At 73.7% G+C, this 22,823-nt stretch carries 14 protein-coding genes; 2 read left to right on the forward strand and 12 right to left on the reverse strand.

Annotated elements, in window-relative coordinates; translation table 11 throughout:
* Window positions 1–14: 14 nt before the first annotated feature.
* Together P3T29_RS29070 and pdhA are read right to left on the reverse strand one after the other, a co-directional pair.
* Window positions 15–992 (reverse strand): alpha-ketoacid dehydrogenase subunit beta, encoded by a 978-nt coding sequence (locus tag P3T29_RS29070; RefSeq protein ID WP_280719673.1) that lies wholly within the window; start codon window positions 990–992, stop codon window positions 15–17.
* Complete coding sequence (pdhA, locus tag P3T29_RS29075; protein ID WP_280719657.1) at window positions 989–2,146, reverse strand: pyruvate dehydrogenase (acetyl-transferring) E1 component subunit alpha; 1,158 nt, start codon at window positions 2,144–2,146, stop codon at window positions 989–991. Before pdhA ends, P3T29_RS29070 begins: the two co-directional genes overlap by 4 nt.
* A gap of 352 nt (window positions 2,147–2,498) precedes the next feature.
* Between pdhA and P3T29_RS29080 the strand changes: the two genes are divergently transcribed.
* Window positions 2,499–3,158, forward strand: coding sequence for a response regulator transcription factor (locus P3T29_RS29080; RefSeq protein WP_280719658.1), 660 nt, complete (start codon window positions 2,499–2,501; stop codon window positions 3,156–3,158).
* 56 nt (window positions 3,159–3,214) lie between these two features.
* Window positions 3,215–4,300 (forward strand): phosphotransferase, encoded by a 1,086-nt coding sequence (locus P3T29_RS29085; RefSeq protein WP_280719659.1) that lies wholly within the window; start codon window positions 3,215–3,217, stop codon window positions 4,298–4,300.
* A gap of 30 nt (window positions 4,301–4,330) precedes the next feature.
* Here the strand turns inward: P3T29_RS29085 and P3T29_RS29090 are convergent, their stop codons facing one another.
* The 10 genes from P3T29_RS29090 to P3T29_RS29135 all read right to left on the reverse strand — a co-directional run bounded on the left by P3T29_RS29090 (window position 4,331) and on the right by P3T29_RS29135 (window position 22,809).
* Window positions 4,331–6,052 carry a protein kinase gene (locus P3T29_RS29090; protein WP_280719660.1) on the reverse strand — a complete coding sequence of 574 codons (1,722 nt, stop codon included), beginning with the start codon at window positions 6,050–6,052 and terminating at the stop codon, window positions 4,331–4,333.
* A gap of 79 nt (window positions 6,053–6,131) precedes the next feature.
* A complete protein-coding gene (locus P3T29_RS29095) occupies window positions 6,132–7,634 on the reverse strand; it encodes a protein kinase (RefSeq protein ID WP_280719661.1) in 1,503 nt (500 codons plus the stop codon).
* A gap of 253 nt (window positions 7,635–7,887) precedes the next feature.
* Window positions 7,888–8,493 (reverse strand): bacterial proteasome activator family protein, encoded by a 606-nt coding sequence (locus tag P3T29_RS29100; RefSeq protein WP_280719662.1) that lies wholly within the window; start codon window positions 8,491–8,493, stop codon window positions 7,888–7,890.
* A gap of 145 nt (window positions 8,494–8,638) precedes the next feature.
* Window positions 8,639–9,544: a hypothetical protein gene (locus tag P3T29_RS29105; RefSeq protein ID WP_280719663.1), complete on the reverse strand. Its 906-nt coding sequence runs from the start codon at window positions 9,542–9,544 to the stop codon at window positions 8,639–8,641.
* A gap of 195 nt (window positions 9,545–9,739) precedes the next feature.
* Entirely contained in the window at window positions 9,740–9,847 is a 108-nt protein-coding gene (locus P3T29_RS29110) for an ALQxL family class IV lanthipeptide (RefSeq protein ID WP_280719664.1), read from the reverse strand.
* A gap of 107 nt (window positions 9,848–9,954) precedes the next feature.
* Complete coding sequence (lanL, locus tag P3T29_RS29115; protein WP_280719665.1) at window positions 9,955–12,705, reverse strand: class IV lanthionine synthetase LanL; 2,751 nt, start codon at window positions 12,703–12,705, stop codon at window positions 9,955–9,957.
* Window positions 12,706–12,990: 285 nt separating this feature from the next.
* On the reverse strand, window positions 12,991–15,900 hold the full coding sequence (locus P3T29_RS29120) for an AAA family ATPase (protein ID WP_280719666.1): 2,910 nt from the start codon (window positions 15,898–15,900) through the stop codon (window positions 12,991–12,993).
* 235 nt (window positions 15,901–16,135) lie between these two features.
* Window positions 16,136–19,273, reverse strand: coding sequence for a type 2 lanthipeptide synthetase LanM family protein (locus P3T29_RS29125; protein ID WP_280719667.1), 3,138 nt, complete (start codon window positions 19,271–19,273; stop codon window positions 16,136–16,138).
* Between the two features lie 158 nt (window positions 19,274–19,431).
* Complete coding sequence (locus P3T29_RS29130; RefSeq protein ID WP_280719668.1) at window positions 19,432–21,327, reverse strand: BTAD domain-containing putative transcriptional regulator; 1,896 nt, start codon at window positions 21,325–21,327, stop codon at window positions 19,432–19,434.
* A gap of 165 nt (window positions 21,328–21,492) precedes the next feature.
* Window positions 21,493–22,809, reverse strand: coding sequence for an MFS transporter (locus P3T29_RS29135; protein ID WP_280719669.1), 1,317 nt, complete (start codon window positions 22,807–22,809; stop codon window positions 21,493–21,495).
* Window positions 22,810–22,823: the final 14 nt, after the last annotated feature.

The raw sequence follows: 22,823 nt of genomic DNA on the forward strand, positions 1-22,823 counted from the left end.
GGGTCGCTCCTCTCTCAGAACGCCAGCGAGCGGTCGACGGCGTCGAGCACGCGGTCGAGGTCGGGCAGGAAGGCCTCTTCCACCCGGGACGGCGGGTACGGCGCGTGGTAGCCGCCGACCCGCAGGATCGGCGCCTCCAGGTGGTAGAAGCAGCGCTCGGTGAGCCGGGCGGCGAGCTCGGCGCCCATGCCCAGGAAGACCGGCGCCTCGTGCACGACGATGCCGCGCCCGGTCCGCTTGACGGACTCCTCCAGCACGGCGAAGTCGATCGGCGACAGCGAGCGCAGGTCGACGACCTCCAGGCGGCGGCCGTCCTCCTCGGCGGCCGCGGCGGCCTCCTGGCAGACCTTGACCATCGGCCCGTACGCGATCAGCGTGGCGTCGGCGCCGGGGCGGACGATCCGGGCCGAGTGCAGCGGCAGGTCGGCGGCGTCGCCGACCTCGGCCTTGTCCCAGTAGCGCCGCTTGGGCTCCAGGAAGATCACCGGGTCGTCCGAGGCGATCGCCTGGCGGAGCATCCAGTGCGCGTCGTGCGCGTTGGAGGGGGTGACGACCCGGAGGCCGGCGGTGTGCGCGAAGTACGCCTCGTGCGACTCGCTGTGGTGCTCGACCGCGCCGATGCCACCCGCGTAGGGGATGCGGATGGTGACCGGCATCTTGACGTGGCCCAGCGCGCGGGCGTGCATCTTGGCGAGCTGCGAGACGATCTGGTCGAAGGCCGGGTAGACGAAACCGTCGAACTGGATCTCCACCACCGGGCGGTAGCCGCGCAGCGCGAGGCCGATCGCGGTGCCGACGATGCCGGACTCGGCGAGCGGGGTGTCGATCACCCGGTCCTCGCCGAAGTCCTTCTGCAGGCCGTCGGTGATCCGGAAGACACCGCCCAGCTTTCCGATGTCCTCGCCCATCAGCAGGGTCTTCGGGTCGCTCTCCAGCGACTTGCGAAGGGCGTTGTTGAGCGCCTTCGCCATGCTCAGCTGACCAGCCATCAGAGGTTCTCCCCGCCCTCGAAGGACGCCGCGTACGCCTCGTACTCGGCCCGCTCCTCGTCCACCAGTGTGTGCGGCTCGGCGTACACGTGGTCGAAGATCAGGGTCGGGTCCGGGTCGGGCATGCTGCGCACGCCCTCACGCACCCGCAGGCCCAGCGCCACGCTCTCGGCCTCGATGCCGGCGAGGAACTCGTCGTCGACCAGGCCCTCCGCCTCCAGGTAGGCCTTCAGGCGGGAGATCGGGTCCTTGGCCTTCCAGGCCTCGGTCTCCTCGGTGAGCCGGTAGCGGGTCGGGTCGTCGGAGGTGGTGTGCGCGCCCATCCGGTAGGTGAACGCCTCGATCAGCACCGGGCCGCCGCCGTTGCGCGCGTGGTCCAGCGCCCAGCGGGTGACCGCCAGGCAGGCCAGCACGTCGTTGCCGTCCACCCGGACGCCCGGGAAGCCGAAGCCGGAGGCGCGGCGGTAGAGCGGGATCTTGGTCTGGGTGGTGGTCGGCTCGGAGATCGCCCACTGGTTGTTCTGGCAGAAGAACACCACCGGCGAGTTGTAGACCGCCGCGAAGGTGAACGCCTCGCTGACGTCGCCCTGGCTGGAGGCGCCGTCACCGAAGTACGCGATCACCGCGTCGTCCGCGCCGTCCTTGGTGATGCCCATCGCGTACCCGGTCGCGTGCAGCGCCTGGGCGCCGATCACGATCGTGTAGAGGTGGAAGTTCTTCTCGTTCGGGTCCCAGCCGCCGTGGTTCACGCCACGGAACATGCCGAGCAGGTTCAGCGGGTCCACGTCGCGGCACCAGGCCACGCCATGCTCGCGGTAGGTGGGGAAGGCGTAGTCGCCGGGGCGCATCGCGCGCCCGGAGCCGACCTGCGCGGCCTCCTGGCCGAGCAGCGAGGCCCACAGGCCCAGCTCGCCCTGGCGCTGCAGTGCGGTCGCCTCGGCGTCGAAACGCCGGACCAGCACCAGATCGCGGTAGAGCGCGCGGAGCTCCTCCGGCGAAGTCACCAGCGGGTAGTCCGGGTGCTCGACCCGGACGCCTTCCGGTGTGAGCAGCTGGACGAGTTCCGTCTGGGTGTCCGAACCCGTACGGGAATTGTCAGGGGCGCCGGGGGCGGCCTTCTTGCGCGCCCTCGCCGTGCTTTTGACGGTCACGTTCACTCCTCGGTCTGTCCGGCCGCCCGGGGTCGCCGGTGACCGGTCCGGTCACCTCCCCGCAAGCGCGCGTGGGTGTGCGCGCCGACTGCGGGGCAGGTGGTGTTCCCTTTCCGACGGCGTCCCTCACGAGAACGTTACCCAGCGGCGCCCCTTGGCGCGCTTGCGCTAGGACGTCCTACTTGTTCTCGTTTTGGGAGTGCGGGTGTGGCGCAGCTCTCAGAACGGTGGCCGTCAGGACACCTGCGCACGCTATCCGGGCGAAGCTCTCCGCGTAAGGGGGTAACCGGCATCGATTCTGTGTTCGTACCAGCATGGGCGATAGGTCATCCATGTGCCGGTATGGGAGCATTTGGGCGTGACTGGAAACGGACGAATCAGGGTTTTCCTGCTAGATGATCATGAGGTCGTCCGACGGGGTGTCCACGATCTTCTGTCGATGGACGGCGACATCGAGGTGGTCGGCGAGGCCGGCACGGCCGCCGAGGCGCTCATCCGGATCCCGGCCGTCAGTCCGGACGTCGCCGTCCTGGACGTCCGCCTGCCGGACGGCAACGGCGTCGAGGTCTGCCGCGAGGTGCGCTCCCAACAGCCCGGCATCAAGTGCCTGATGCTGACCTCCTTCTCCGACGACGAGGCGCTCTTCGACGCCATCATGGCCGGAGCCTCCGGGTACGTACTGAAGGCGATCCGGGGCACCGACCTGCTCTCGGCCGTCCGCGATGTGGCGGCGGGCAAGTCCCTGCTGGACCCGGTCGCGACCAGCCGGGTGCTGGCCCGGCTGCGCGACGGCGGCGAGAAGGAGGACGAGCGGCTCGCCCAGTTGACGAAGCAGGAACGCCGCATCCTCGACCTGATCGGCGAGGGCATGACCAACCGTCAGATCGGCAACGAGCTGCATCTGGCCGAAAAAACCGTCAAGAACTACGTTTCAAGCCTGCTGGCCAAGATGGGGATGGAACGCCGGACCCAGGCCGCCGCCTATGTCGCGCGCCATCAGGCGGATCAGGGCTACTGAGCAGATATTTGACACTATGTCAAGTACCCCTACGCCACCCCACTACGCTCTGTTGAGTGACGTACGGCCAGATCATCCTGTGCGCTCCGGCCCGGCCGGACAGCTCCGCACCCCCCGTCGGCACCCTCAGCCCCCCTGTTCCGAAAGTGGTGGTCGCGGGGGTGCTGCGCGCCTACCGGGCAGGGACCGCGCGGGAGGTGACCCCGGTCTCCGAGGGGCTGCTCAACCGGGGGTACCGGGTCAGCACGGAGAGCGGCCGGTACTTCCTCAAGTGCTACGTCGACCGCGCCACCGCCTCCCGGACGGCGATCACCGCCCAGCACCGGGCCACCACCGCGCTGCGCGCCCTCGGCCTGCCGGCCGCCCCACCGCTGCCCGCCCGGAACGGGCACACCGTGACCGCGTACGGCGGGCGGCGGTTCGCGCTCTTCCCCTGGATCGAGGGCGGGCACCGGCACGGCACCGGGCTCGACCAACAGCAGTGCGGTGAACTCGGCGCGCTGCTCGGACAACTGCACGGCGCACTGGAACGCGTCTGCGCCCCCGTGCGGCAGCCCAACGGCCACCGCTCCGCCGACCCCGCCGACACCGAGCGGCTGATCGCCGACCTGCGGCGGCAGGTCCGGCGCCACCGGCCGTACGGAGCCTTCGACGCCCTCGCCGAACAGCGGCTCGCCGAACGCCTCGACCTGCTCGCCGCCCACCGGCACCGGCGCCCGGCCCCCGGGGACGCCCCGCCCACCGGCTGGACGCACGGCGACTTCCACGGCCTCAACCTGCTCTACCGAGGGAGCCGGGTCGCCGCCGTGATCGACTGGGACAAGCTCGGGCAGCGGCCCCGCGCCGAGGAGGCGGTCCGGGCCGCCACCCTGATCTTCAACGACCAGGAGACCGGCGTCCTGGACCTCGTCCGGGTCCGCCGCTACTCCCGCGCCTACCGGGCCACCCGGGCGGCCACCACCGCCGAGCTGGCGGCGGCGGTGCACCGGGTCTGGTGGGAACGCCTGAACGACTTCTGGATGCTCCAGTGGCGCTACCAGCGCGGCGACCTCCGCGCCGACCCGCTCTTCCCCGCCGCCGCAGGACAACTCACCTGGTGGTGCCAGGAGTACGAACAGGTCCTGGACGCCTTCGCCAACTGAGCACCTGGTCACCGCCGTGGACAGGGCCCCTCAGGTCTTGTTCGGGCCCGGCTTGGAGCTGGAGGGCGGCGGCTGGGTGGCCGGGGTGGTGGGCGACTGGGAGGCCGGCGGCGCGCTGGACGACTCGGAGGACGACGGCGAGGAGGACGTCGTGTCGGTCGGGGAGGTGGACGGCGACGTCGAGGGGGAGGTCGACGGCGAGGCGGACTGTGAGCGGCTCGCCGAGGGCGAGCTGCTCGGGGACTCGCTGGGCGAGTAGCTGGTACCGCCCGAGCCGGTGCCACCGTTGCTGCCACTGGTGCTGGTGGAGTGGCTCGGTGACAGCGAGGGGCTGTCGGACGGCGTGTCACTGGCGGAGGAGACGCTGGTCAGCGGCGTCGTCGGCAGCGTCGGGGTCTTGGTGCCGCCGCTCATCGCGAGCACGATCCCGCCGGTCGCCGCGAGCACCAGCACCACCGCGCCGACCAGCCAGAACCACGGCTTGCGACCGCCGCCGTCGTGCTCGTCCCCGCTGCCGTCCGCGTAGTGGCCGCCACCGCCGCCGGCCGGCGGGTACGCCGCCGGCGGGGTGTTGTAGGGCGAACCCACCTGGTAGGGCAGCATCGCCGTCGGCTCGGCGCCGCCCACGGCGCCGAGCGGCGCGGTGAGGGCCGTACCGCCGCTGGACGGACCGTCGTGGTCGAGGTAACCGCCGCCCACGCCCAACCCGGCGGCCGCCCCGGCGCCGGCCGCCCAACCCGCCGCCCCGGCCGCGCCGTGCATCTCGCGCAGCGCGTGCTGGAGATGGGCGCGGAACTCGTCGGCGCTCTGGAACCGGTCGTCCGGGTTCTTCGCCAGCGAGCGCAGCACCAGCTCGTCCAGCTGGACCGGGACGCGGGAGTTGACCTGCGAGGGCGCCACGGGCGCGTCCTGGACGTGCTGGTAGACCACCGCGAGCGGGGTCTCGCCGATGAACGGCGGACGCAGCGTCAGCAACTCGTAGAGCATGCACCCGGCCGCGTACAGGTCGGAGCGGTGGTCGACGGCCTTGCCGAGCGCCTGCTCGGGCGAGAGGTACTGCGGGGTGCCCATCACCATGCCGGTCTGCGTCATGGTGCTGGCGGCGCCGGTGAGGGCGCGGGCGATGCCGAAGTCCATCACCTTGACCGCGCCGGTGCCCGTGATGATCACGTTGGCGGGCTTGATGTCGCGGTGCACGATGCCGTGCTGGTGGCTGTAGGCGAGCGCCTCCAGCACCCCGGCGGTGATGATCAGCGCCTGGTCGACCGGCGGCGCGTCCTCGTCCACCAGCAGCTCGCGGACGGTCCGGCCCTCGACGATCTCCATCACGATGTACGGCGTGGACTCGCCGTCGTGGTGCTCCTCGCCGGTGTCGTAGACAGCGACGATCGAGTGATGGTTGAGCCCCGCGACGGAGTGCGCCTCGCGGGTGAACCGCAGCCGGGCCACGTCGTCCTGGGCCAGCTCGGAACGGAGCAGCTTGACCGCCACGGTACGGGCCAGCCGCACGTCCTGAGCAGCGAAGACCTCCGCCATCCCACCCCGCCCGAGGCGGTGGGTGAGGCGGTAACGGCCGTCGCCGACGGTGCCCAGCGGTGCGGCGGTGCCGCGTCCGGGGGTCTGCGCGGCGGCTGCGGGCAGCGCCTTCGTCTCGGCGGTGACGTCGGACACCTTGGGGGTCGCTTGGGTGGACTCGGCGGAGTCGGGCACGTGCTCCGCCTCGCCGTCGCCCGGCTGCTTCGTCTCTGCCATTGCTCCTCGCCCCGGGCCCTCGCTCGGTGCGCAGTCGCCCTATCGGTTCCGTCCCCCGAACGCTACCGCTTCGGCGGGCTCAGCGGAGAACGCCCTGCACCGGGGCCGGTGGCAGGATCCGGCCGTCCGGCCCCAGCCGGGGAGCGGCCGCCGGGTTCCGCAGGCCCGAGTACGAGTTGGTGAGGTCCTTCTGCTTCTGCGCGGCCACGATCCCGACGATGACCGCCGCGAGCACGATCACGCCGATGATCACACCGACCACCACCAGCGCGGTGAAACACCCGTTGTTGCTGTTCGCCGGCTTCGGGGCGAACGGCACGAACGGCGGGCCCTGCGGCCCGGGCCCGTACGGCGGCGGGGTCTGCGCCTGCTGCGGGAAGGGCTGCGGCGTCCGGTAGTGCTGCGGGAAGGGCTGCGGGGTCTGCTGGGCCTGCTGCTGCGCCTGGTACTGCTGCTGCATCGGCATCTGCTGCTGCTGCTGCGGGTAGGGCTGTGGCGTGTGCTGCTGCGGGTACGGCGGCGGCGTCTGCGGCCCGTACGGCGGCGGGGTGGGCGCCTGGTACGGCTGCAGTATCTGCGGGGCCGGGGTCCGGATGTCGCCCATGACCTGCGGGAAGTCGGTCAGCGAAGGTGCGGCGTGCACCGAGCGCGGGCCCTCGCCGATCACCAGCGGCGGGCCGGCCTGCGGGGTGTTGACGCCGGTCTGCTCCCCCGCCAGGACGCGTTTGAGCTCCTCGCGCATGGCCACGGCGGTGGGGAAGCGGTGAGCCGGGTCCTTGCGCAGCGCGCGGGCCACCAGCGCGTCCACGCCGGGCCGCACCGCGCGGTTGCGGCCGGAGGGCGCGGGCGGCTCCTCCTGGACGTGCTTGTAGGCGATCGAGAACGGCGAGTCACCGTCGAACGGCAGTTCACCGGTGAGCAGTTCGAACAGCATGCAGCCCACGGAGTAGAGGTCGGAGCGGGCGTCCACGCTCTTGCCGAGTGCCTGCTCCGGCGAGAGGTACTGCGGAGTACCGACCACCATGCCGGTCTGGGTCATCGAGGTCACCCCGGACTGCAGCGCCCGCGCGATGCCGAAGTCCATCACCTTGACGACACCCTTGGTGGTGACCATCACGTTGCCCGGCTTGATGTCCCGGTGCACCAGGTTCTGGTCGTGCGAGGCCTCCAGCGCGGACAGCACCGCTGCGGTGATCTCGAGCGCCTGCTCGACGGGCATCGCACCGTGCTGCGCGATCGCCTCGTTGAGCAGGTCCCGCAGGGCCTTGCCCTCGACGTACTCCATGACGATGTACGGCGTGGTGACCCCGTCCGGGCCGACCTCCTCGCCGCTGTCGAAGACCGAGACGATGTTGGGGTGTTGGAGGCGTGCGACGGCCTGCGCCTCGCGGCGGAAGCGCTCGCGGAAGGACTGCTCCCGACCGAGCTCGGTGTGCAGCGTCTTCACCGCGACCTGGCGGGTCAGCTTCGCGTCGTAGGCCAGGTGCACGGAGGCCATGCCGCCCTGGCCGAGCAGATGCTGCAGCACGTACCGGCCGTTGTCCAGGGTGTGCTCCCCGGCCGTGGTGCCGTACTCGCTCATGGTCCTCTGCTTCCCCCTCGGCCGGGTGTGGCACCGCGACCGCGACGTGTGGTCCCCGTCCGGACGGGCGGTCCGGGCGCGCGATCGCACAGGCCCTCGGCCCCGCCGACCCCGGCCGCCGGCCGGGGGCCGACGACTCGGGTCAGGGTATCGGCTCCGGCCCGTCACACCCGGTGCAGGGGCGGCGCTGTGTCCCGGGTGCCACCGGCCGGCCGGACCCGGGACGCTCCGGCCAGGCCCGGTCAGGTCCGGCCTACAGGTACGGGCCCGAGCGCAGGCCACGGCCGTCGTTCGGGTCCTCGAAGTCCTGCTCGGCGCCGTGGCTGCCGGGCGGGAGAGCACGGCGCATCTGCTCCAACTGCGCCCGCGCGGCCATCTGCTGCGCGAACAGGGCGGTCTGGATGCCGTGGAAGAGACCCTCCAGCCAGCCGACCAGCTGGGCCTGGGCGATCCGCAGCTCGGCCTCGGTGGGGATGGTGTCGTCGGTGAACGGCAGTGACAGCCGCTCCAACTCCTCCACCAGCTCGGGCGCGAGCCCGAGCTCCAGCTCCTTGATCGAACTCTTGTGGATCTCCTTCAGGCGCACCCGGCTGGCCTCGTCCAGCGGCGCCGCGCGCACCTCCTCCAGCAACTGCTTGATCATGCTGCCGATCCGCATGACCTTGGCCGGCTGCTCGACCATCTCGGTCACGGGCAACTCCCGGGGCTCGACCATCTCGCCGTCCCCGGTGCGGCCGAACCCCGAGCCCGGCACCGCGCCGATGGGCATCCCGTCCGGGCCGACGATCAGCACCTTCGGCCCGTCCCCCGGCTGTCCGCCCGACGCCTGGTACGACTCCGGCTTTGACGGTTCGTTCATCGGGTTAGTCATAGCTCCTTCATATGCTTCGAGCATGGAGAGGGTCAACTGACTGACCATGATGCCGGGTGCCCGGCCCTCCGGTCAGCGGCTGTCCGCTCAGCGGCCCGCCGATCTGCGGCGGTCGAGCCGCGCGCCCGTCCGGTCAGCGGCCGCGCAGCCGTAGGCCCACCAGGGCCAGCCCCGCCCCGATCAGCGCCAGGCCCGCGCCCAGCGGGAACTGCCGGTTCGAGGGGTCCGTCCAGCGGAGCGGGGTGGCCGCCTCGGCGGCCGGCTGCGCGACCGGGCGCCGCACGGCGGGCGCGGCGGTGACGGCCGGACCGGCGGCGGGCGGCTGCGGCTGGTCGGCGACGGGGTAGGCGGCGTCCGCCGCATCGGCCTCGTCGGCGGGCGGGTCGGTCACCGGGTCAGCAGCGGCGGGAGTGTCCGCCTCGGGCTGGGCGGTCTCCGGCTCCAGCACCGGCACCGGCCTGCGGGAGTCGGCCGCCGAAGGCTCCGCACTCGGGAGGACCTCGGCGGGCCGGTCGGCCGAAGTCTGCGGCTCGGGCCTCGGAGAGGTCGCCGACGGCTGAGTGCTCGGCGGCGGCGTCGCGGACGGGCCGGGGGTGACCGGGGCACCGGCGGGGGCCGAGGGCGGGGTCGACCGGGCGGGGGTGGGCGTGGCCGGGTCCGGTGCCGAGGTCGGTGGGCAGGGGGTGGGCGGGCACGGGGTCTCGGTCGCGGTGGGGACCGGCGGCACGGGCGGCACGATCGACAGGGGCGGCAGGGGCGGCAGGGGCGGCAGGGGCGGCAGGGTGGGCATCGGGGGGACGGACGGCTCCGGCAGGACGGGGAGCGACGGTATGGCGGACGAGGGTATGGACGGCATGGGCAGTGCCACGGCCGCCGCCGCGCCCGGGGTGTCCGAAGTACCGGCGGCCGCCGCCGGGCAGGCCAGCAGCAACGGGACGGCCAGCCCGGCGGCCGTCAGAGCCGCCCAACGGCGCGACGCGGCGCAGCCGGTCGGCAGGGCGGAGAGGAGCTCGGAGAACACGTACGGAATTGCGGCCACGGACGGAGGTCCTTCCGACGGCCGGCCGCGCTGGGACGCGGGCGGCGACGGGACAGCTCCGGACCAGCGTCACATATTCGGGTGCTCCGGGCATTCCGGGCATAAGCCCGCTCCGGGCGGTCAAGGCGGGCACGGGTCTGGCCCCGCACCCAGTGGCGGGTGCGGGGCCAGAGCCGGTGAGCTGCCGGCAGAGTTCTACCAGCTGGTCCAGTAGCACGTGTAAGTGCACTCCGGAGGATTGGCGCTGGTGGCCTCCATCTCCTCGCTGTCCAGCGTCTGCAGCGCGTTGACGTCGTTCGTCATCTGAATCACCTCCCTTCTCCTACCGTGTCGTCGAGACCGGCTCGTCCGGCCTCCTGGCAGGTCTGTGTGGTCACCGCGCACCGGCGCGCGGCGCCGGGTGCGCGGAGTCATCGCCGTCCGGCCCGGGCGTCGGCCAGGTCGCTCGGCGGCTGCGCGTGGGCGGACAGCGCCGGGGAGTCCGGCAGCCACATCCGCGGGCCGCCGTGACGCAGCCGCAGCAGCGTTCCCAGCAGCCCGGACAGGCCGGTGCTGTAGCCCGCCGACACGCCCATCAGGCTCTCGTCGGGGACGAGCAGCAGCCCGGCACGGAACACCCGGCGCGCGTGGGCGCAGGCGACGAGCTCGGCGGCCCACCGGTGGTAGCGCGGGTCGTCCAGCGCAGCGGCCAGGTCCAGCAGGAAGTCGGCGTTTCCGGCCAGGCCGTGGCAGGCGGTGGGCGAGGCCTCCCAGCGCCTGCGGTACACCTCCGCCGCCGACTGCTCGGCCAGTTCCCGGTACTGCGGGAGGCCGGTGGCCTGCCAGAGCCGGATGAGGAAGGTGCCGACCCCCGAGGAACCGTTGCACCAGTACGGCGGATGGACGGGCCCGGCGCCGGTGTCGCTCATCGGCCAGCCGGCCGTCGTGCCGTCCGACCGGGCGGCCGCCACCAGCGTGTCCCCCGCCTGGTGGGCGAGGTCGACGAAGTCCGTACGCTCGGCCGCCACTCCGGCGAGCAGCAGGAAGGTCCCCACGCCGGCGACACCGTGGCCGAAGCCGAGGTGGGTCGCGCCGGCCAGGACAGAGTCGAAGTCGGCCGGCACCGGCCACACCACGCCCGACCGGCCCGACCGGGCCGCCGTCACCAGCCGCTCGGCGGCCTCGACCACCCGGGTGCGGAAGCAGGCCTCCCCGGTGACCTGCCAGAAGTGCAGCTGGGCCAGGCCGGCCCCCGCCACCCCGTGGCAGACGTCCGGGTTCGGCCAGTCCAGCGGCACCTGGCGAGCCAGCCCCAGCGCGGTGGCGGCCAACGCGTCGTCCCCGGTCGACCGGGCGGCGTCCAGGAGTGCCCAGGCTGTCCCCGACCGGCCGAAGTACAGGCCGGGCAGCGTCTGTTCACCCTTCCCCAAGCGGTCGGCGATCCACTGCGCGGTCTCGGCGACGGCGAGCCGCAGCCGGGCATCGTCCCGGACCTCGGCGGCCGCCGTCAGGACCCCCAGTACACCGGCGGCGCCGTACTGCACGTTCAGCGCGTCGGTGCGGAGGGCGAAGCCCTCGACGGGCCACAACCAGCGGGCGTCGGGCGTCCGGCCGGCAAGGAGGTGGGCGAGGCCGTCGGTGATCATCCGCTCCTCCTCCTCGGGCGCCAGACGTGAGTCCGGTGGCGGACCGGCTTCGTCGCCGGCACCCGGCGCGTGGGCGAGTGAGGAGAGGAACTCCCGTACCCGCCGCAGGCTCCAGCGAGTCTCGGGCTCCTCGGCCAGCAGGCCGAGGATCACGGGTTCGAGGCGCCGCAGCTCGCCGCTCCCGGCCAGGACCTTCCTGACCAGCTCGAAGCGCCGCTCGTCCTCGGGACGTGTCGTCGGCCGGTCCGGCGCGAGCAGCAGATCCAGGCCGGCGACCAGGTGGAACAGGGTCGCACCGAGGCTGAAGAGATCGGCTTCGCAGCCGGGCGCGGGCCCGTCGGCCGGTGCGGCGACCACCTCGGGCGCGCCGTAGCCGGGGGTGTAGCTCCGGCGGGCCGGCTCACCCGGTCGGCAGACCGTCTCCAGGTCGATCAGCCGCAGTCGGCCCTCGGCGGTGACCATCAGGTTGTTCGGGTTCAGGTCACGCAGGACCAGTCCGGCCTCGTGCACCGCCGCCACTGCGGCGACCAGTTGCCCGGCCAGGTGCAGCACCGGCCCGAGCAGGCGAACCGACTGGCCGGCCACCCAGTTCCGCAAGGTCTCCCCGGCGATCCGCTCCTGGACCAGGTACTGGTTCCCGCCCTGGCCGAACTCGGCGAGCGCCTGCGGGGAGAGCCCGAGCGGCGCGAGCAGCGTATGCATGGCGGCCTCGTGGCGCAGCCGGGTGGCGATGTCCTCACCGTTCAGGCCCGCGCCGACGTGCCGCCGGGCCTCCTTGACGACCACCTCGCGGCCGGTCTCCTGGTCCGTACCCAGGAACACCCCGCCCTTGTACGCGTGCCGGATGGCCCGCTTCACCACGTACCGGCCGCCCAGCAGTACGGCGGTCGGCCGCTCGGCGCTCGCGCCGGGCGGGTCGGGGAGCGGCGAGCGCGCCCAGGACGGCGGGCTGTACCAGGCCAGTCGCCGGTCCTCCTCCAGCTCCCCGTCGGGCGCCGTCAACATGTGGTCCCAGGTGCCGTCGTTGCCGAGCCGCACGACACTCCGGAACGCACCGTAGCGGTAGTGCACCAGGCTGTCGGGCCGGTACTGCCGGTCGGAGAGTATCCCCGGACCGGGCAGCCCCGTAGTGGCCAGATGGAGGCGCTCGGCGAGGCGGCGGAACTGCTCGTCGTCGTCCGGATACACCGTGAGGAACTTGCCGCCGGCGGAGCGGTCGTAGCGGGCGTCGACCAGTTCGGCCACCCGCCGGAGGGTCCCGGCGAACTTGAACGAGGCCCGGTCGTCGATCAGCACGGACGCGCAGCGGTGGAGGATCAACGGCGCGGAGAGCGGGGTCGCCGAGACGTGCAGCTTCCAGCCCTGGGCCGGCCGGTTCCGGCGCTGGTCGGGGTCGACCCGGCACCAGAACTCCTCGGATGTCACCGTCCAGGGCGATCCGCCCCGGGCCTGCAGCAGCGACCGGACGATCTCCGGAAGGAACTCGGTGTCCCGGCCCGAGACTTGGGTGGTTGCTGCGCCATCTGTACCTGTCATCGCCGCGCCTCCTTGATGGCGAAGGGCCAGTCGAGCCCGGCTCGGGTCTCCGTCTGCTGCTGCCTATCCTTGCGGCGCGGCCGGAGCGGGACATGGGGACGCGGCACCCATCTTCCGAACGGGTACCCGACCGGTCGGCCGTCGGCCCCGCAGAGACCTGACGGTCCGCCAGGAACGCCGAAGCTCACAGGGGGTGTCCTGTTCGGACACCCCCTGTGAGCTTCGGCGCTGCGGCCCTCTCTCGCGGGCTTCGAGTCAGCCGGCCCCGGCTCAGCCGGCCTCGGCTCAGCCGGCCTCGGAGAACTCGGTGGCCAGGAGGCACAGGGCCGCGCGGTCGGGCCGGGCGGTCTTCTTCATCAGGCTCGCCATGTGCTTCTCGACCGTGCGCGGTGAGATGGACAGCCGTCGCGCGATGTCCTGGTTGCCGGGCCGTTCGACCAGCAGGGTCAGGACCTCGTACTCGCGCGGGGTGAGGCAGTATCTGCGCAGTGCCTCGGGTATCAGTCGACTCCCGCTGCGGTGCTGGTTGACGCTCACGCCGGCCTGCCGGAGCAGGGCCCGGCAGGCCGCCGCCACCGAGGGGACGTCGAGGCCGTGGAAGTACTCCTCGGCCGTCCGCAGCCAACCCACCGGGTCACCCCAGCCGTCGGCCAGCGCCGCCTCCGCGACCAGGCGCAGGCCGAGGTGATGGCCCGTCGGGAAGAGGCCGCCCGTCCGGCACACCTGGTCGACGGCCTGTGCGGCCTCCTCACCCCGGCCCTCCCGCCCCAGCAGGACCGCGTCGGCGAGCAGCAGGAACTGCCGGTTCCAGGCCAGTTCCGCCGCCGGGGCCCGGGCCGCGACGAGGTACTCGGCCCGCCCCGCAGTGCCGGCCAGGACCGCCAGCAGCGGCCGCAGGCCGTACCGCCCGGCCAGGTAGAACACGTTCGGGTGCCGGGCCTCCCACTCCGCGCCGGCGGCCAGCTCGGCAGCCGCCGCCTCGCGGTCCTCCTCCAGCAACGCGCAGACGGCCCGGCACAGCCCCAGCATCACCGGCGTCAGGAAGGAACTCTCACCCCCGGCTTGGCGGAAGGCCAGCAACACCTGGTCCATCTCCCGTCGCCGGCCACGGTGCGCGGCGAGGATGGCCGAGACCAGCAACAGATAGCGATGGGTGTCCAGGTTTCGCATCCGGGCGCTGGTGTCGAGACATCGGGCGAAGATGTCCTCGGCCGCCGCCGAATCTCCCCGCAGCACCGCGTTCATCGCGAGCAGGCTCTCCACCCGCTGGTGCAGCATGATCGCGCCCAGCTCCTGAGCGGCCACTCCGGCCTGTTCGAGCCTGCGGGCGTCGCCGGTCCGCATGAACGCGTTGGCCCCCAACCGCAGCAGGGCCTCGAGGCGCCAGACCGGCAGGCTGTGCGTCTCGGCCACGGTGAGCATGCGTTCCAGACAGCCGTCCGCGTCGTCGAAACCGCGTTCGCGGGCCAGCAGCGCGAGCAACTGCCAGGCCTGGCAGGCCAGTACCGGAAGCTTCTCGCGCTCCGCCACCTCGGCCGCCTCGAGAGCCAGCCGTTCGGCGTCGACGGTCCGCTCGTCCTGGCCGGGGAGCAGCGCGAGGTGTCCCTCGACCACGGCGAGCGCGGCGGTCTGCTCCGGTCCGCCACGGTTGCCGAGGAGCTTCCGGGCCGCCGCCAGCTGGGCGGCGCTGTCCTGGCCGCGTTCGGCTATCACCGCCGCCCAGGCCAGCCGGGTGTGCAGCGCGATCCTGCTCTCGGCACCCGGGCTCGCCGCACCCATCGGCGGCAGGGCGTCGGTGAGGGTGATGGCGCGGTCGAGCTGACCGGCCTCGGCCAGGGCGCACGCCAGTGACGCCGTGATGTCGGCGCGGTCCGCCGCCGCCCCGAGCTCCTGGCCTCGCTCGAGGAGCAGGACGGCCGATCCCGACGCACCGTCGGCCAGCGTCCGGCGACCGGCGTCGGCGTAGAGCAGGGCCGCGCCGGTCCGGTCGCCCGCCGCCAGGAGCAGCTTGGCGACCAGCTGGCAGAGATCCGCGGAGAGCTCCGGCTCTGCCTGCTGCATCGCGGCGGCGGCCCGCCGAGCCGGGGCGGCCCGTTCGGCTGCGGGGATGCTCGCCAGCACGGCGTCCGCGATGAGCGCGTGCCGGAACGAGTACTCACCCGGTACGGCTTCGTCGGGGACGACGAAGTTCGCCGCGACCACGGCCCTCAGGTGGGCGAACAGGTCGGCGTCGTCGTGCCCGGTGATGACCTGCAGGGTGACGGCCGAGAACCTCGGCCCCAGGATCGCCGCGAGCAGCAGGAGTTCACGCGCCGGGGCGTCCAGCAGGGCCATCCGCTGGCCGTAGAGGTGGACGACCGCCGCCGGGACGCTCCCCGAGAGGTCGCCGGCCACCTGCCAGCCGCCGCCACCCGCTCGCAGCGCCCCCGAGGCGACCATCTCGCCGAGCAACTCCTCGACCAGGTACGGATTCCCGTCGCTTCCGACGGTCAGTCGCTCGACCACCGCAGCCGGCACCCGGCCGGCCGGGACACCCAGGCAGCCTGCGGCGAGGTCCCGGACCGCCGATCTCGGCAGGGGCTGAAGTGTGACGACCGAGCCCGTCCGGCGCCGCTCGACCGAGCGCGCCAGATCGAGCGCGGCCCCGGGCTCCGGTCGCAGCGCGACGACGAGCAGCACCGGCAGTCCGGCCAGGTTGTCGGCCAGGTACTCCACCACGGCGACCGTCTCGGAGTCCGCCTCGTGCAGGTCCTCCAGCACCAGGACACAGCCGGCCTCCCGTCCGAGCACGGCGAGCAGCCGCAGCAGCGCCTCGCCGAGCTCGACCAGACTCTCGGGGTAGTCCGGGGCCGGCGTCTGCCGCCACTCCGGGATCACCCGGGCCAGCACCGGCCGGTACGGACCGAGTTCCGGGTTCTCGGGAGGCCCGCTGGTCCGGAAGCGGGAACTCAGCGCCTCGACGATCGGACGGAACGGGGTGCCCGCACCGATCGCACTCCCCCGGCCGCGCAGGACCGGCAGGCCCACGGCGGCGGCCCGTTCGGCACAGCAGCCGATCAGCCGGGACTTGCCGATCCCAGCCTCCCCCAACAGGAACACCGCACGGCCGGAGCCACCCTGCAGCTCCGTCAGGGCCTCCTGCAGCAAGGCGAGTTCGACGTCACGGCCGACGACAACCGGCGAAGTAGTTGGCATGGCCACACGGTAGTGGATGGCTCCGACGGACATCGTCCGGTCGGGCAATCGGCCGGTACGCCTACGGAGTACCGGCCGCCGGACCGGTGATCCACCGGTCCGGCGGCCGTTCCGCGTTGCCCGGTCGGGTCGGTCTCAGATGATGCTCATGGTCGGGAAGGGGTTCTGCGGGTCGTTCGCCTCACTCATCAGATCGGCGCGACGGGCGAGCCCGCCGCCGGCCCGCAGCTGGATCTCACCGGCCGGGTGATCGGCGGCCTGACTCCGCCGCCCACTCGACTGCTTCCACTGACCAAGTGTGTTCCGGTCGTCCATGGCGTTGGGTCTCCTTCTCTGACGGGTCGTTCTCTGACTGGTCATTCTCTGACTGGTCGCGATCTCTACAAGGGAGCGGCCCCCGGGATGACAACCGCTCATCGCTCGGCAGCCGCAGAAGCAGTGCCGAAGTCGTCGTGTCCGCGAACCCGAGCCGCAGCAGGCCGTGGCCGATGCCGGCCAGACCGGTCAGCAGGCCGGGAGACGCGAGGTGACCGGGGGTGCCGCAGCGTGGCCCGGTCCGTTCGAGGGTGGCCGCCAGTGCTCCGGCCCGGCGGTCCCGGGCGGCGCGGGCGGCCGGTCCGGTGGCCCGGCCGAGCAGTTCGAGGACGCCGAGTTCGCCGTGGCACAGGCTGTGATCGGGCAGCGGACCCCTGGCCACGACCTCGCGAACGGCCCGCTCGACCAGCGCGGCCAGTTCCGGGTCGGCCACCGCGACCGCGCCGTCGGCCACCGCCAGCGCGACACCAGGCAGGCCCGCGCACCAGGACGGACCACCCGCCGCACGAGCCGCCGAGCGCAGGGCGGCCAACCCCGCGCGCTCGTACCGGGCTCCGCCACCGGCCGCCGCGAACCGCAGCAGCGCCCAGCCGACTCCGGCCGCACCGGCGGTGAAGCCCGGTGCGGCGGGCAGCGGGCGGCCGAGCATGCGGACCGCGCAGTTCCGCGCGCCACGCCAGGCCTCGGCGCTGCCCGTGGCCCGGTGCACGGTGAGCAGCGCCACCAGGCCACCGGCCGTACCGTCCGCGACCCCCGACGAGTGCTCCGCCCCGGCGGCGGCGACGGTGAGGGCGGTGGCCGGTTCGAGCCAACCGTGGAGCTCGCGGTCGTCCAGCAGCCCGGCGACCTGGGTGAGCGCGTGGAGCAGGCCGCCCAGTCCGCCGAACGCCCCTGATCCGACCGCACCGAGCTCGTCGGGCCGCGCCGCGAGCCGGTCCAGCAGGCGCGGGACCGGCCGCAGTGCTCGACGGGCCGTCTCCGCGTAGCGTGCGTCCCCGGTGAGTGCGGCGAGCTGCGCGAGAAACAGGGCCGGCCCCGGGTAGCCGCCGCCCAGGTCGGCGCCGGCCGGCGCGACCCGCCAGTAGCGGTCCCCGAGCAGGTGCAGCCCGAGCCAGTTCGTACACTGCCGACCCTGGTGGGCCCGATCGACCAGCTGGTCCCCGATGCGCCGGGCGGCGGCGAGCAGCCGTCCGGGGTCCGGAGCGGGCCCGGCGGCCTGAGCGGGCGGTTCCGGCAGTGCGCCGGGGGCGTGGGCGGGCGGTTCCGGCCGCAGGGCGCCGGGGGCGTGGGCAGGCGCCGTCGACCTGCTGGCCATCGACGCCCGGATGATCCATTCCTGCTCGTCGAGGTCGGCCGGCCCCATCGCCCGGAGCTTGTCCGCCACCCGGTCCAGGCCGGGCCGGTCCAGGGCGTCGGGTATCCGGCGGCCCGTACCGGTCCACAGGTCCGTGCTGCCCGGCCTGGCGGTGAACAACGGGACGTCACCGTCCCACAGTTCGGCGATCTCGTCGTCGACGAGACCGGGCCGGGCCGGGCGGCCGAGCACGTCCGTCTCCAGCAGCCGCAGCAGTCCGTCCCGTTCCACCCCGTCGCGCAGGACGTCGGGGTGGGTCGACTCGTCCAGGAGCGTCGCGTACGCCTGGGTCGCCCGGGTGATCACCCGTACCTCGGCGTCGGCGAACCGGTGCAGCAGGCCGTGCGGACCGGTGAGGTCCGCCCGTCCGGCCGTGATCGCGCGGTAGCCCGCGCGGAAGCCCGCGACCAGCGCCTCGGTGTGCTGCGCCGGGTCGGCGTCCACCCCGTCGAGCCGGGGACGGTTGCCGGCACCGGTCAGCTCGACGGCCCGGCGGATCAGCCGCATCTCGTCGGTTCCGGCGGCCGCCCAGGCCACGACCTCGGTCGGCGAGCGCGTCCCCGGGTCGCCACCGAGGCCCGAGGCGTCCCACGCCGTCCGGTCACCGATGACCAGCCGGGGCAGCAGTGCGGTCCGTTGCACCGACGCCTCCAGCACCAGCGCCGCCGGGTCCTGGTCCGCCCGGTCCGGGCCTGCCGGGTTGGGCGGGTGGAAGAGGGTCTCGATGTCGACCAGGACGGGGTGGTCCGCACAGGCGATCAGGTTCTCGAAGTGCAGGTCGGTGCCGTCCACGGCGTGCAGCAGGGCGAGCCACCCGCCCTGGCGTAGATAGAACCGCTCCAACTGCCCGGGGCTCGCGCAGGGTTGGGGGGCGACGAACTCCACCCAGCCGTAGCCGGACCGGTCCAGCAGTGCGGGGGTTCGCAGTCCTGGCGTCCCGGGCTGCTCGTTGAACCAGTCGACCACCTCGTTGAAGTGCCGGTGCGCGCGGAGCGATCTCGGCTTGTACACCACCCGGTGACCGTCGGCGAAGTGCAGCACCGCGACGCTGCGACCGCGACGGTGTCCGTCACCGGTGGTCCGCCGCACCGCGACCAGCGCTCCGGGATCGACGCCGGACAGCAGGGTGGCGACCAGGTCGGCCCGGTCGGCGGCGAAGCGGGCCAGCAGCTCCGTCAGGGCCTCGGCGGCCGCCAGCGCCGTCCGGGCCAGCAGCCGGGCGAGCACCGGGTACTCGTCGCACAGGGAGCGCAGACCGTCGCGGCTCGCGGCCAGGGCGAGAAAGTGGCGGAACCGCGTCGACGGCGCCGCACCGACCAGCCGTCCGTCCACCCTGGCCACGTTGAGCTCCAGGACCAGGGTGCGCGCGGCCTGCCGGGCCAGGGCGTCGGCCAGTTGGTCCACGAACAGCGCCCGGACGGCGGGCAGGTCGACCCCGGCCACGGAGCCGGCCGTCGGCAGCCGGGTCGCGGCCAGCTCGGCGAACGGCGCCGTCACCGCCCTGAACCCGGTCGTGCCGGGCAGGTCCCCGGGTGGCACGACCGGCTCGGCGGAGGTCGCCAGGACCGTCTCGACGAAGGCGGCCCAGTCCGGCCGCCGGCTCGCGCCGATCCGGGCGGCGGGCCGCTCGGCTGCGGACAGGCCCCGCGACCACCAGGGGTCCGCAGCCGGTCCGGCCACAGTGCTTACCGACGGACTGATCACAGCGCTGAGGGTGGCAGCAGACGCCCGACTCGCACAAGAGGCCCTTCGAACCTCCGCATCGGACTCCGAATCTCTACGGGTCCACCCCGACGGTAGTGGTGGTGACTGACAGTCAGCAGAAAGGTGCCGCGCTCGCGCGTCCGACCGAGCTCGCATCGCTAACTCCGTTCGGAGGCCCCGGCGAGCAGCGGCACGGCCGCCTCCTGCGTCGCCTGGGCTGCGGCCAGTTCTCGGGCGGCCAGTTCTCGGGCGTACAGGTGGAGGAGCCTGGGCAGGGCGTACTGCGCGGTGTGCGCGGTGACCTCGCCACTCGGGGAGATGACCACGCTGGTGTCCACCAGGGCTTCGAGCCGGCGTAGCGCGCGGCCGGGGTCGCAGCCCAGGGCCGTGGCGGCGTCGTCCCGTGTGAAGGGCCGGGACAGTGGTAGCCGGCAGAGGCGGAGGACGGCCGTGCGGACCTGCTCGGGCAGGTCCCGCCAGCAGTCGGCCAACCGGGAACGGACGGTGAGATCACCGGCGGCCAACTCGTCCAGCACCGCGTGGGGTTCGGCCAGCCGGTCGGCGAACTCCCGGAGCGGGAGGTGCAACAGGACGGCGAGGCGCAGACCGGCGACCCGGACGGCCAGCGGCAGCAGGCCGCTCGCGGCCACGATGCGTTCGGCGGCGGCACGGTCGCCGGCCAGCCGGTCCGGGCCGATGATCCGGCCGAGCAGGTCGAGGGCCTCCGGCGGGGAGTACAGCGGGAGGCCGAGGCGGTCCACCGAGGCCAGGCCGGCCAGCGGGGTCCGCGAGGTCACCAGGGCCGCGCTCGCCCCGGCGCCGGGAAGCAGCGGCCGGACGGCCGACTCGTTGGGTGCGTCGTCCAGCACCAGCAGGATGCGGCGGTCCGCCAGCCAGGCCCGCCAGCGGGCGGCGGCCTGCGCGATGTCCTCCGGGAGCGGGCCGGGAAGGCCGGTGAGCCGGGCGAGTTCGGCCAGGACGGCGGCGGTCGGCCGGGCGGCGCGGCGCTCGTCACGCAGAGCGACCAGCACCCGGCCGTCCGGGAACTCCTGGTGCAGCCGGTGCGCGACGTGGACGGCGAGCGCGGTCTTCCCCGTACCGCCGGGCCCGACCGCGACCACCGTCCGCCCGCCGCCGCTGTGCAGCGCGTCAACCAGGGCGGCGACCTGCTGGATCCGGCCGGTGAAGTCGGCGGTGTCACAAGGAAGGCTGTCGGCGGACACGGTGTGCGGGAGTCCCCTGGGCGGCGCGCCCGGCGCCCGGCGCTCGGCAGGGCCGGACTGCTGGGCCAGCATCGAGCGGTACAGCGCCTGCAGCGCAAGGCTGGGGGCGAGGCCGAGTTCGCGGGCCAGCTGCTGGCGCAGGCCGTCGTACGCGGCCAGAGCCTCGGTCTGCCGGCCGGTGCGGTACAGCGCGGTCAGCTGGGCGGCGCGCAGGCGTTCGCGGAGCGGGTGGCGGTCGACCAGCTCGCGGACGGTGTCGGCCACCTCCTGGGCGTTGCCCAACGCCAACTCGGCTTCCGCCCAGTCCTCCTGGACGGCGATCCGACGTTCGGACAGCAGATCGGCCTCGGCGCGCAGCAGCTCGGAGCCGGGCAGCTCGGGCAGTGGCGAGCTCTGCCACAGGTCGAGCGCCTGCCGGAACAGGCGGGCGGCCTCGGCGTGGGCGGCGCGGGCGGCGTGCTCGCGGCCGGCCCGGGCGAGCGCGCGGAACCGCAGGGCGTCCAGCTCCGGCTCGGCGACCTTGAGCAGGTAGCCGCCGAGGGTGTGGGTGAGCCGGTCGTCGCCGCCCGCCGACCCGAGCAGCCGACGGACGGCCCAGACGTACAGCTGGAGGTTCTTGCGGGCCGTCCGGGGCGGCTCCTCCGGCCAGACCGCCTCCATCAGCAGGTCGACGGAGACCCGGGTGTTGGGACGGCAGAGCAGAGTGGCGAGCACCAGCCGCTGCTTGGGCGGGCCGAGCGGCATCGGTCGGCCGTCGACCTCGACGGCGAGCGGGCCGAGGATGGCGAAGCGCACGGTGCCCGGTAGCGGCGCGTGATCCGGCGGCTGCATGGTGGCTCCCCTTCGGCGGACGGTTCCGGGCCGGCCTGGAACTCTCCGTCCGACCGTGCGCGTCCGATGCTGCCGCCGCGCGGGTGGAGCGACATCGGGCACCGGCCCCCGTGTTCTTGCCGTGACCCCCACCAGTCGGGCCGGGACCACCCACGGAGTCCGGTCCTATACCTGCACCGCCTCGGGGAGCGCCGACGCGGGCGCGGCCTCGCGCAGCTGCCGGGCCGCGCGCAGGGCCCACGGCGCGGCCAGCGCCACGGCGCCGAGCGCGGCCGCGTCCAGCGCCCAGAGCGCCGGGTGGACCCCGAGAGCGTCGCCGAGGGCGCCGCCGGCCAGCGCGCCGGACATCGCCGCCGAAGCCGTCAGCACGTACAGCGCGGCCATCGTCCGGCCCATCGCGTCCTCGGGGACGTCGACGCCGAACACCGTGACCAGGGCCACGTTCGCGATGGCGGCGAAGAACACCGGCAGGCCGATGCCCAGGGCCGCGCAGGCCGTCGCCAGCGGCACCGGGCCCGCCGCGAGCGGCAGCAGCGGGGTGCACGCCATCGCCCCGGCGAAGCCCGCCACCACGAGCTGCCGAGGATCACGGCCCGGGCGCAGCAGCCGGCTCGCCACGGCCGATCCGGTCAGCCCCATCGCACCGGACAGGACGAAGGCCAGCCCGTAGGCGCCGGTCGGCACGTGGACGGTGCGCAGCAGGAACGGCGCGGTCAGCGCGTCGACCCCGGCCAGCGAGGCGGCCGGGACCGCCACGAACACCAGCAGCGCGCGGTGGAACGGGTGTCCGGCGAAGAACCGCAGTCCACCGGCCGCCCAGCGCAGCGACCCGCTCCCGTCCCGGCCCGCCCCGCGCGGCAGCTCGGTCGGCGCACTCATGCTCAGCAGGGCCAGCACGCTGAGGAGGTAGCTGACGGCGTCCACGGCCAACGCCGCCGAACCGCCGAACCCGGCGATGACCGGGCCGACCAGGACCCGCGCGACCATGGCCGCGCCGAACTGCCCGGCCTGCAGCCGGGCCCGGACCGCTCCGATCGTCTCCGCGCCGACCAGCTGTCGCAGATGGACGAAGTAGAGGGACCCCAGCAGCGTCGCGACCGCGCCCTGGACCACGTCGAGCGCGATCAGCCAGCCGATCGAGGCGGCGTGCCGGGCGAGGCCGAGGGCGACCACGCCGACCACCAGCGCGGAGAGCGTGTCCAGCGCCAGCAGGGCGCGCCGAGGACGGGTGATCCGGTCGGCGAGGGCCCCGGCGGGCAGACCGAGCAGGATGACCGGCAGGGTGGCCGCCGCACCGATCAGACCGAGCTGGCCGGCCGAAGCGCGGAACTCGACCACGGCCACCAGGGGCAGGGCGATCCCGGTGAGGACCGAGCCGAACGTGGAGGCCGTCTGCCCGGCCCAGTAGAGGTTCAGATCGCGGTGGAGGTTCGGCTCGCGGTGGAGGTTCGGCTCGCGGTGGAGGTTCGGCTCGCGTTTCACTGTGCTTTCCCGTT

It is taken from the genome of Kitasatospora sp. MAP5-34 (assembly GCF_029894335.1).
In the GTDB taxonomy this organism is placed as follows: domain Bacteria; phylum Actinomycetota; class Actinomycetes; order Streptomycetales; family Streptomycetaceae; genus Kitasatospora.